Origin of the sequence: Azospirillum oryzae, assembly GCF_900177515.1 — a bacterium.
Lineage (GTDB): Bacteria > Pseudomonadota > Alphaproteobacteria > Azospirillales > Azospirillaceae > Azospirillum > Azospirillum oryzae_A.
On record NZ_FXAK01000001.1, the window covers coordinates 164506 to 175297 of the forward strand.

A 10792-nucleotide genomic window follows, 5' to 3' on the forward strand; every position below is an offset into this window, starting at 1 on the left:
CGATCGTTTACCGAGTCATACACGCCCGACCTTGAACATCACCGCCGCCTGCCGTCCGCCATGCCAGCGGGCGGCGGCTCGGGCGGCGGAGCGCATCGCGGCGATGCCGATCAGCGAGGCGGCGGCGAACGGTCCCGGCTCCAGATCGCCGCGCACCAGCAGTGCCGCCCCCATCCCGACGATCAGCACGCGATAGACCGTCTCGCAGAAGCCCAGCCCGGCAAGGAATCCGTCGGTGCAGCCGAAGCTGTCCGCGCCGGCCAGCCGGGCGAGTTGCGATTGCCCGCCGATGGCACTCGCCGGCCCGGTGCCGCCGACCGCGATCATCGCCGCCAACGCCGCGATCCCCGCCAGCGCCATCGCGCCCATCAGCGGATTCAGCACCGCCAGCACCGCCAGATGGACCGGCGCCCATGCCGCTTCCGGCAGCCACAGCCGCTCCAACCACCCCGCCGACGCGCCGGGCAGCACGCCGGTCGGCATCAGACGCGCCAGTTCGCGCGATTGGCCGAAGTCCAGCAGCGCATGCAGGGCGAACAGTCCCAGCGCGATGGCGACCAGCAGAAGCAGTCCGCCATCGCCGGCCCCTGTCCACAGGGCGTCCTGCAGCGGCCGGGCATAGAGCGCGGTGCCAGCCACCAGCAGGTTCGCCGCCGCCCCGAACAGGATGCTGCGGATCAAGGCCGACCGGCTGGCGGCCGCGTGACGGGCGATGGACGACACCATGTCGGACGCTCGCGTTCGAAAGGGAAGAACCGAAGACGGGTTCCGCTTTTCTTGCGCCTCGACAGGATCCGGAGCATCCCGGCGGGCGGCCTGGCAAGCGGGCTGGTCAATCGATGACAGGCTCATGCGGGCTACGGCCGGACGGCCGCTCCTGACCTTGGGGAAAGCTTGGGGACCCTGGTGGTCCTCGTGAAACTGCGCAACGGCGGCGGCCGTCGCATGCCCGACATGATGCGTGGGAAAATTTCCCACATCAAGCGAAAAGCTGATTCCCTTTCCGTCCCACCGCGCTATTGTCACATCGGCCATCGAGACAGCCCCAACCGCCGGAGTGTCAGGCGCGTGCCCACCCGCAGCCCCCAGCCGGACCGCCCCAAGGAGGCGGGGATCACCGGGACGGCGCCGCCGCCGGCGCTGCTGTCGGCGGTGCGCCGGCTGCTGGTCCCGCTGGTGCGGACGCTGATCGGCTTCGGCATCTCCTGGCCGATGCTGGCCACCCTGCTGAAATCGGTCTATGTCGAGGTGGCGGAGCGTGGCTTCGCGCTGCCCGGAAAGCCGATGACCGACAGCCGCATCACCCTGCTGACCGGCGTCCACCGCAAGGACGTCAGCCAGATCCGCGGCGCTCCGCCGGCCGCGGAGGAGGCCGCCACCGCCGCGCCGTCGCTGGGGTCGCAGGTGCTGAGCCGCTGGCTGACCGATCCCGCCTTCCTCGATGCCGCCGGCCGCCCCCGCCCCCTGCTCCGCGGCCCCGGGTCGGACGGCGAGCCCGGCTTCGAGGCGCTGGTGACCGGCATCAGCAAGGACATCCGCCCGCGCGCTCTGCTGGACGAGTTGCTTCATGCCGGGCTGGTGACCGAACAGCCCGACGGCCTGCTCGACCTTGCCGAGGCGGCGCATGTGCCGCGCGGCGACCTGGACAAGCTCGCCTATTATTACGGCCGCAACCTCGCCGACCATCTGGCGGCGTCTGGACACAATCTGGCCGGCGGCACGCCGCCATTCCTGGAGCGGGCGCTGGCCTATGACCGGCTCAGCCCCGACTCCATCGCCACCCTGCGCCGCGAGGCAGACCGGCTGGGCATGGCGATGCTGGTCGAGTTGAACCGCATGGCCGCGGACCTCGCCGACGGCGATGCCGACCGCGACGATGCCGGCCACCGCTTCACCGCCGGCCTCTACCTCTATGACGAGGACGAGGCGTCCGGTCCTGCGCCGCAAGATGCCGGCTCCGGCGGGGGAGCAGGCGCATGTTGACCCGCAAGCCCCTCGCCCGAACCCTGCTGCTGACGCTGCTGCTCGCCGCCGGCTGTGGTCCTACTCGTGACGACGGGCTGGCCGATCGCGGCATCGGCGGCACCGGCGTGTCCGTCGCCGACCGCGGCATCGGCGGCACTGGCATCGTCGGCACCGTCACCGCCTTCGGCAGCGTGTGGGTCAACGGCCTGCGGGTCGATCTGCCGCCGACCACCGCCGTGCGGATCGAAGGCCGTCCGGGGCAGCCCGGCGATGTCCGCATCGGCCAGACCGTCGCCATGACAGCCGTCCCCGGCGGGCCGACCGGCCTCACCGCCCGGACGCTGGACGTGCGCTTCGCCGTCGCCGGCCCGGTGGAGCGGGCGGCGGCGGGCGGCGCACTGGTGCTGGGCCAGCGCATCGACCTTGCCGAGGCCGAGGGCACCACCGCGCTCACGGCCGGACGCTGGGTCGCGGTTTCCGGGCTGCGCCGGCCCGACGGCGTGATCGACGCCACCCGTGTCGATCCCTGGGATCCGGCGCGCGGCTGGGTCCTGCGCGGCCGGCTCGATGCCGTCACGCCGAAGACGCTGACCGTCGCCGGCCTGACGCTGTACCGCGGGCGGGGGCTCGACGGTGCCTTGCCGGAGGTCGGCGGCATGGTGCGCGTCACCGGCGCTGCCGCCGGAAAGGCCGATGGCAGTGCGGCGCTGACGGTGGAACCCGATCCCTTCAACCCCTTCGGCACCACGGTCGGCGCCCTGTCGGTCGAGACCTATGTGGACGGATCCGGCCAGACCGTCGCGCCGGGCGGACCGCGCATCGAGCGGGCAAACGGCAGCGCCGCGCCGGCACGGGTGGTGATCGACAGTCTGGTCACCTCCGGCGGCGGAACCGACGGCGGCCGGGCCTTCGGCGCGCCGCATCTGGGCGGCCGGTCGCTGCCCGGCACCGATCCCGCCGCCCGCGCCGCCGGTCTGGCGGGCGCGGGCATGCGGCCCGAGGGCATGCCGGGGCTGGATGCACCGGGGATGGAGGGGCCGGGCATGGAGGGACCGAATGGCCCGCTCGACGGCATGCGCACCCGTCCCGGAGCGCCGCCGCCGCCCGGCCCCAACGGCGGCCCGCCCGGTCCCGGTGGTGCGTTCGGCGGTCCCGGCCGGGGACCGGGCGGCTCACCACACGGCAGCCCCCGTGGCGGATTCGGCGGCGGCTTTGGCGGCGGGCCGGGCAGCGGTCCCGATGGAGGTTTGGGCGGTGGCTTCGGCGGCAGAGGTGGGCATTTCTGACCGCGTGCAGAGACCCCACCCCGTCAACCTGAAGCCGCACTTCCGTGGGAGCAGCTCTTTTCCGCCATATTTATTTTAAAATCCGGCCAAATACTTCTGCAATCTTTGTGCGGCATTTTGATCCATGCTTGGAATTTGCCTGCACTCTCATACCAAGCAGTTTTAGAATATTAATATATCAACGTCGGAGAGATGCCGCTGCGGGCCATGCCGGCCGCTGTCAATAGGGGCTGAGCCGAAAGGACGATTCGGTTTCCATCAATGTCTTTGGCTCAGATCCCGTCACGCTTTCAAACAGCGCCCGTTCCGCCACGGCTCGAACTCTCCGCACAAACAGGAATCGACCATGATCACGCTCCTCTCGCGGCTGTCGATCCGCGCCACCCTTGGACTCGTCATCGCCGCGCTGGGCCTCCTGCTGATCGCCACCAGCAGCTATACGCTGGTCGACGTCGTGGATCGCACCCGCAACGCCCACCGCGTCGCCACGCTCAGCGAGACCAGCCGCGACCTGTTGCGCACGCTGCTGGCGATCCGTCTGGAGCGCGGTCTGGTCGGCCCGGCACTGGGGGCGGAGGAGCCGGCCGGCGATGCCGAACTGCGCGACATCGCCGCCAACCGCGCGGTGGCGGAGGACGGCTATGCCGCCATCGCCGCCAAGCTCGCCACTGTCGACCTGCCCGGCCTGCAGTCCGCGGCCGACAAGTTGCGCGCCACCCACGAGACGCTGGCCGCCCTGCGCCGGCAGGCCGACGGCGCGGTGCGCCAGCGCAAAGCCACGCGCGATCCGGCGGTGGCGGAGGCCTGGGCGACGGCGCCCGTGGCCTATCTCGACGCGCTGACCGCCGCCACCGACCTGCTCGACGGTTCGCTGAAGCTGGCCGATCCGGTGGTCGACCATCTGCTGGGCATCAAGCGCGCCGCCTGGAACACCCGCCTGAATGCCGGCGGGATGGCGCTGCGCATCCAGACCGCGGTCGCCACCGGAGAGGCCTGGACGCCGGCCGACGCGCAGGCGGTGGCGGAGGCCATCGGCCGAACCGGGCAGGCCTGGGCGCTGGTCAAGGAAGCGGCCGCCCGCCCCGACACGCCGGACAGCATCCGCGAGGCGGTCGAGAAGGCCAAGGTGAATTTCGAAGGCCCGCTGGTCGACCAGCGCAAGGCGGTGCTCGCCGCACTGGCCGAGGGCCGCCCTTCGCCGGTCGAGATCGGAACGCTGCGCCGGCAGGACACCGCCAGCCAGGGCTACATCGTCGATGCCGCGCTGGCTGCGGTGGACCGGATGGTCGCCCGCTCCGAATCGCAGGCCGCCCGCGCGACCCGCGACGCCGTCATCGCCGGCCTGCTGGTGCTGGCCGCCGTGCTGCTGACCGTCGCCGGCCTGATCGTCGCCAAGCGCCGGGTCAGCGATCCGATCCGTTCGATGACCGAGGCGATGCGCCGTCTGGCCGACCGCGACATGGCGGTGGCGATCCCCGGCCTGGACCGCGCCGACGAGATCGGCGGCATGGCGGCGACCGTCACCGTCTTCCGCGACAGCATGATCACCGCCGACCGTCTGGCGGCGGAACAGGCCCGCGAACAGGCCGCCAAGGAGGCGCGGGCCGCCCGGCTGGAGGCGCTGATGCGCGACTTCGACGCCAAGGCGATGCACATCGTGGAGACCGTCGCGTCGGCCGCCACCGAGATGCGGGGCACCGCCGGCGCCATGTCCACCACCGCGACCCAGGCGAGCGCGCAGGCGACCGCCGTCGCCGCGGCCTCCGAACAGGCGTCGGCCAACGTGCAGACCGTGGCCTCGGCAACGGAAGAGCTGTCGGCCTCGATCCTGGAGATCGGCCGGCAGATCGCCGCCTCCACCCGCATCTCGGGCGAGGCGGTGACCCAGGCCGAACGGACCAACAGCACCATGCGCTTGCTGGTGGAGGCGGCCGACCAGATCGGCCATGTGGTGGAGATGATCAACACCATCGCGGCCCAGACCAACCTATTGGCGCTGAACGCCACCATCGAAGCCGCGCGGGCGGGTGAAGCGGGCAAGGGTTTCGCCGTCGTGGCGGGCGAGGTGAAGGCGCTGGCCAGCCAGACCGCCCGCGCCACCGACGAGATCCAGGCCAAGGTGAAGGAGATCCAGCAGGCCACCGGCGGCGCCCAGGACGCCATCGCCGGCATCGGCCAGACCATCGGCCGCATCAGCGAGATCACCACCACCATCGCCGCCGCCATCGAGGAGCAGGGCGCCGCCACCCGCGACATCGCCGGCAACGTGACGGAGGCGGCGCGCGGCACCACCGAGGTCTCCTCCACCATCGTCGGCGTCAATCAGGCGGTGCTGGAAACCGGCTCCGCCGCCACCGAGGTGCTGGACGCCGCCAGCAGCCTCGCCCGCGAGGCCGAGACCCTGCGCGGCGAGGTCACCAGCTTCATCACCGCCGTCCGCGCGGCGTGAAGTCCGCACCGGAGCGGCTCAGGGACGGCCAGCTCCGGCCAGCATGGTCTCCTGAACCGCCATCACCGCCGCCCCGATCACCCCGGCGCTCTCGACCTCCGGCACATACTGGATGTCGAGATGCCGGGTGGAGAGGGCGAGCGAGCGCTGATAGACGCTCTGCCGGATCGAGGCCAGCAACAGCGGCCCGATCCGCGCCACGCCGCCGCCGATGAAGATGTGCGACGGGTTGAAGAAATTGACCACCGCCGCCAGCATCCGGCCGATATGGCCGCCGGCCTGCTGGACGATGGCATTGGCCGCCGCGTCGCCCGCCCGGCTGGCATTGCCGAGATCGACGGTGGTCAGCGTGCCGTTGCGCTCCAGCAGGTCCATCAGCCGGGGGCTCTCGCCGGCGCGCGCCGCGTCCTCCGCCATGCGGGCGATGGCCGGGCCGGCTGCCATCGCCTCGACGCAGCCGGCATTGCCGCAATGGCAGACCGGCCCGTGGGGATCGACGCAGATGTGGCCGACGTCCCCCGCCGAACCGTCCCGCCCGCGATAGACCATGCCGTGGCAGATGATGCCGCAGCCGATGCCGGTGCCGATCTTGATGACCAGGAAGTTCTGAAGCTGGCCGCGCAGGCGCCAATGGGTGCCCAGCGCCATGATGTTCACGTCGTTGTCGACGAAGACCGGCGCGGCATACTCCTCCGCCAGACATTCGCGGATCGAAAAACTCTCCCACCCCGGCAGCAGCGGCGGGTTGACCAGCATGCCGCTGCCGAAGGCGACCGGCCCCGGCACGCCGACGCCGATCCCAAGCACCCGCGCCGGCCCGATCCCCATCCGCTCCCGCGCCTCGCGCAGCAGGTCGCGCACCCGTCCGAACACCGCCGCCGGCCCGTCGCGCACGTCCGCCGGTTCCGACCGGTGGTCCAGCACCGTCATGTCGGGGGCGAGCAGCGCCACGTCGATGCTGGTGGCGCCGATGTCGATCCCCGCCAGCACGCCCATCCGGTGGCTCAGCCGCAGCACCTCCGGCCGCCGCCCGCCGGACGACGGTTGCACCCCGCCCTCTTCGATCAGTTCGCGCCCGATCAGGCTGGAAATGGCGAGGTTGGCCTTGCTCTTGGAGAAGTCGACCGACGCCGCCAGTTCGCCGCGCGACAGCCCGCCCGCCCAGAACAGCCGCTCCAGCAGGGCGCGCTCGCCATCGGACAGACGTTGCCAGTCAACCATGGAGGGATGCCTTTCCGAGGTGCTCTTGCCCCCTCCCCATCCCTTCCCCGCTTCACGGGAGAGGGTGCCTTATGCGAAGCGGCGGCAGTCCCCTCTCCCTCGAAGAGGGGAGGGTTAGGGAGGGGGCAATCGGAGCCAACGCCCCCTTCCCTACCACACCCACCCCACTTTTGCCAAATTATGTTCGAAGTCGTCCATTGTCTGTCCAAAGCGGCGGGCTTACCATCCGCTTAACAGACGAAGCGGCGGCCTCCGGGACGACACGCCTCGCAGTGGGAGAAACGTCATGGACGGTATCCGCCCCGCCGCAACGCGGCTGGTGGAACGACCGTCAGGGGGTGCGGAGCCATGAGCCTGCATATCGCCTTCGACGGCATCACCAAGGAATTCGGCCCCGTGCGCGTCCTGCACGGCGTCGGCTTCGACCTGCATCCGGGCCGGGTGCATGGGCTGCTGGGCGAGAACGGCGCCGGCAAATCGACGCTGATGAAGATCCTCGCCGGCTACCACGCGCCGACCTCCGGCTCGGTCCGCATCGACGGCGAGGCGGTGACCTTCCGCAACTCCCGCGACGCCGAGAAGCGCGGAATCGTGCTGATCCATCAGGAACTCAGCCTCGCCGACGACCTCACCGTCGTCCAGAACATGTTCCTCGGCCACGAGATCAGGCGTGGCTGGCTGCTCGACGACCGCGCGATGCGCGCGCAGGCAGCCGAGGCCCTGCGGCAGGTCGGCTTCGACCGCGATCCCGACACCAAGGTCCGCGACCTGATCGTCGCCGAAAAGCAGCTGGTGGAAATCGCCAAGGCGCAGTTGCGCAACGCCCGCCTGCTGATCATGGACGAACCGACGGCCAGCCTGACCCCGTCCGAATGCGACCGGCTGTTCGGGCTGATCGAGCGGCTGCGCCGGGACGGCGTCACCATCGTCTACATCTCCCACAAGCTGGACGAGGTGGAGCGCATCACCGACGAGGTGATCGTGATGCGCGACGGCCGCTTCGTCGCCCGCGCCCCCACGGCGGAAACGCCGCGCCAGCGCATGGCGACGCTGATGGTCGGGCGCGAGCTGACCGACATGTTCCCGGAAAAGCACATGCCGGCTCTCGGCAAGCCGCTGATGGCGGTGCGCGGCCTGACCGTGCCCGGCTGGGCGGAGGATGTCGGCTTCGACCTCCACCCCGGCGAGATCCTGGGCTTCGCCGGGCTGGTCGGCGCCGGCCGCACCGAACTGTTCGAGGGCATCCTCGGCCTGCGCCCGCGCAGCGCCGGCACCGTCGAGATCGACGGCCGCCCGGTCCGCTTGCGCAATCCGCGCGAGGCGATGCGCAACGGCCTGACCTATCTCAGCGAGGACCGCAAGGGCAAGGGCCTGCATGTCGGCATGAGCCTGCGCGACAACCTTACCCTGATGACCCTGCGCCACCACGCCCACCCACTGCTGTCACCGGCGTCGGAGGACAGGGCGCTGGAGCATGCCGTGGCGTCCTTCGGCATCCGCGGCGATCCACGGGGGGCCGCGTCGTCGCTGTCCGGTGGCAACCAGCAGAAGCTGGCCATCGCCAAGTTCCTGGAGCCGGATCCGCGCGTCTTCGTGCTGGACGAGCCGACGCGCGGCGTCGATGTCGGCGCCAAGCGGGACATCTATTTCCTGATCGCGCGGCTGGCCGCCGAAGGGCGCGGCGTGATCGTCATTTCATCGGAACTGATCGAACTGATCGGGCTCTGCCACCGGGTGATCGTGATGCGCGGGCGCCGGGTGACCGCGACCGTGCCCGCCGACCGACTCAGCGAAGAGGAGTTGATTGCCCATGCCATCGGGACAGATGCCAGCGGGACAGACATCGGCACCCACCCCCGCCACTGAGGTCCGTGCGGTGTCCACTGCCAAGCCGGCGCGCCGTTTCGACCCGCACCGCTTCGGCCCGGTCGTCGGGCTGATTTTGCTGCTGGTGATCGGCACGGCGCTGAACCCCGACTTCGCGACCTGGGGCAACCTGATGAACGTGCTGACCCGCACGGCCTTCATCGGGATCATCTCCATCGGCATGTGCTTCGTCATCATCTCCGGCGGCATCGACCTGTCGGTCGGGTCGATGGCGGCGCTGATCGCCGGCAGCATGATCCTGGTGATGAACGCGCTCGCCGCATCGGTCGGCTCGCCGGTGGCCGTCGTGGCCCTCGGCGTCCTGTTCGCGCTGCTGCTGGGCGGCGGCTTCGGGCTGGCGCACGGCTATCTGATCACGCGCGGGCGGATCGAGCCCTTCATCGTCACGCTGGGCACGCTCGGCATCTTCCGCGCGGTGCTGACGTGGCTTGCCGACGGCGGCGCCATCACGCTGGACAACGACCTGTCCGACGCCTACGGCCCGGTCTATTACGGCAACCTGCTGGGCATCCCCATTCCGGTGTGGGTCTTCCTGGCCGTATCGGTGGCGGGCGCCGTGCTGCTGAACCGCACCGCCTTCGGCCGCTATGTCCAGGCCATCGGCTCCAACGAGCAGGTGGCGCGCTTCGCCGCGGTGGATGTCGACCGGGTGAAGCTGTTGACCTACGGCCTGCTCGGCGTCTGCGTCGGCATCGCCACGGTGCTGTATGTGCCGCGCCTGGGCTCCGCCTCCCCCACCACCGGACTGTTGTGGGAGCTGGAGGCCATCGCCGCGGTGATCGTCGGCGGCACCTCCTTCAAGGGGGGAGAGGGCCGGATCGCCGGGACGGTGATCGGTGCGGTCCTGCTGTCGGTCATCAGCAACATCCTGAACCTGACCAGCATCATCAGCGTCTATCTGAACGCGGCGGTCCAGGGCTGCGTCATCATCGCCGTCGCCTTCCTGCAGCGCCGGCGCCCCTGAAAAAACGATAAGGAGGAGAAACGTCATGTCGGAAGTTGCGCGTTACACCCGTCGTGTTGTGCTGGGCGCCGGCCTTGCCATGGCGGCGACGGTGGCCCTCGGCGGCGGCTTCGCCCTGGCGGCCGATACCGTCAAGCTGGGCGTCAGCATCCCGGCCGCCACCCACGGCTTCACCGGCGGCATCGTCTGGTGGGCCAATCAGGCGAAGGCGGAGCTGGAAAAGGCCCATCCCAACCTGAAGATCACCGTCAAGACCGCCAGCGGCGCGCCGGAACAGGCGAACCAGCTTCAGGATCTGGTGACGGTGACCGGCATCAATTCGCTGGTCATCTTCCCCTTCGAATCCGCCGCCCTGACCCAGCCGGTGATGCAGGCCAAGAAGAAGGGCGTCTATGTCACCGTGGTCGACCGCGGCCTGACCGACACCAGCGCGCAGGATGCCTACATCGCCGGCGACAACACCGCCTTCGGCCGCATCCCCGCCGAATACATCGCCAAGAAGTACAACGGCAAGGCCAACATCGTGGCGCTGCGCGGCATCCCGACCACGCTCGACAACGAGCGGTGGGAGGCCTTCACCGGCGTGCTCAAGCAGTATCCCGACATCAAGATCCTCGACGGCAAATACGCCAACTGGAACCGTGACGACGCCTTCAAGGTGACGCAGGACTTCCTGACCCGCTTCAAGGACATCGACGTCATCTGGGCCGCCGACGACGACATGGCCTTCGGCGTGCTGAAGGCGATCGAGCAGGCCAAGCGCACCGACATCAAGGAGGTGTTCGGCGGCGCCGGGTCCAAGACGATGGTGAAGACCATCATGGACGGCTCCAACCCGCTGATCCACGCCGACGTGTCCTATTCGCCGAAATTCATCTACGACGCCATCAAGATGACCGCCGAAGCCCGCCTGAAGGGCGACAAGCTGCCGGCGACCTACATCATCCCGTCGTCGCTGATCACCAAGGAGAACGCCAAGGAGTTCTACTTCCCGGATTCGCCGTACTGATTCTTGGCAGA

The 10792-nt window shown here is 69.9% G+C and carries 8 protein-coding genes; 6 read left to right on the forward strand and 2 right to left on the reverse strand.

The genetic code is table 11. The annotated features are described in order from the left end of the window. Positions 1–15 precede the first annotated feature (15 nt). On the reverse strand, positions 16–726 hold the full coding sequence (locus B9N97_RS00760) for a hypothetical protein (RefSeq protein ID WP_085082353.1): 711 nt from the start codon (positions 724–726) through the stop codon (positions 16–18). Positions 727–1068: 342 nt separating this feature from the next. Here B9N97_RS00760 and B9N97_RS00765 point away from each other — a divergent pair, with 342 nt between their 5' ends. The 3 genes from B9N97_RS00765 (at position 1069) to B9N97_RS00775 (ending at position 5700) form a co-directional block, all read left to right on the forward strand. Beyond that, positions 1069–1983, forward strand: coding sequence for a DUF6502 family protein (locus B9N97_RS00765; RefSeq protein ID WP_208621105.1), 915 nt, complete (start codon positions 1069–1071; stop codon positions 1981–1983). Then, complete coding sequence (locus B9N97_RS36630) at positions 1977–3251, forward strand: DUF5666 domain-containing protein (protein WP_085082363.1); 1275 nt, start codon at positions 1977–1979, stop codon at positions 3249–3251. Before B9N97_RS00765 ends, B9N97_RS36630 begins: the two co-directional genes overlap by 7 nt. Positions 3252–3597: 346 nt before the next feature. Beyond that, positions 3598–5700, forward strand: coding sequence for a methyl-accepting chemotaxis protein (locus B9N97_RS00775; protein ID WP_085082365.1), 2103 nt, complete (start codon positions 3598–3600; stop codon positions 5698–5700). A gap of 18 nt (positions 5701–5718) precedes the next feature. Here the strand turns inward: B9N97_RS00775 and B9N97_RS00780 are convergent, their stop codons facing one another. Further along, positions 5719–6921, reverse strand: coding sequence for an ROK family protein (locus B9N97_RS00780; protein ID WP_085082367.1), 1203 nt, complete (start codon positions 6919–6921; stop codon positions 5719–5721). A gap of 348 nt (positions 6922–7269) precedes the next feature. On the opposite strand from B9N97_RS00780, the gene B9N97_RS00785 reads away from it, so the two are divergent. Genes B9N97_RS00785 through B9N97_RS00795 form a run of 3 tightly spaced genes read left to right on the forward strand, consistent with a single transcriptional unit; the run spans position 7270 to position 10781 of the window. Next, on the forward strand, positions 7270–8787 hold the full coding sequence (locus tag B9N97_RS00785) for a sugar ABC transporter ATP-binding protein (RefSeq protein WP_085082369.1): 1518 nt from the start codon (positions 7270–7272) through the stop codon (positions 8785–8787). 10 nt (positions 8788–8797) lie between these two features. After that, complete coding sequence (locus B9N97_RS00790) at positions 8798–9772, forward strand: ABC transporter permease (RefSeq protein WP_244560479.1); 975 nt, start codon at positions 8798–8800, stop codon at positions 9770–9772. A gap of 25 nt (positions 9773–9797) precedes the next feature. Further along, complete coding sequence (locus tag B9N97_RS00795) at positions 9798–10781, forward strand: substrate-binding domain-containing protein (RefSeq protein ID WP_085082373.1); 984 nt, start codon at positions 9798–9800, stop codon at positions 10779–10781. Positions 10782–10792 lie beyond the last annotated feature (11 nt).

Bases quoted from the DNA above. Each gene is read 5' to 3' on its own strand.
- B9N97_RS00795 (WP_085082373.1), top strand. From the start codon at position 9,798: ATGTCGGAAGTTGCGCGTTACACCCGTCGTGTTGTGCTGGGCGCCGGC.
- B9N97_RS00760 (WP_085082353.1), bottom strand. From the start codon at position 726: ATGGTGTCGTCCATCGCCCGTCACGCGGCCGCCAGCCGGTCGGCCTTG.
- B9N97_RS00785 (WP_085082369.1), top strand. From the start codon at position 7,270: ATGAGCCTGCATATCGCCTTCGACGGCATCACCAAGGAATTCGGCCCC.
- B9N97_RS36630 (WP_085082363.1), top strand. From the start codon at position 1,977: ATGTTGACCCGCAAGCCCCTCGCCCGAACCCTGCTGCTGACGCTGCTG.
- B9N97_RS00780 (WP_085082367.1), bottom strand. From the start codon at position 6,921: ATGGTTGACTGGCAACGTCTGTCCGATGGCGAGCGCGCCCTGCTGGAG.
- B9N97_RS00775 (WP_085082365.1), top strand. From the start codon at position 3,598: ATGATCACGCTCCTCTCGCGGCTGTCGATCCGCGCCACCCTTGGACTC.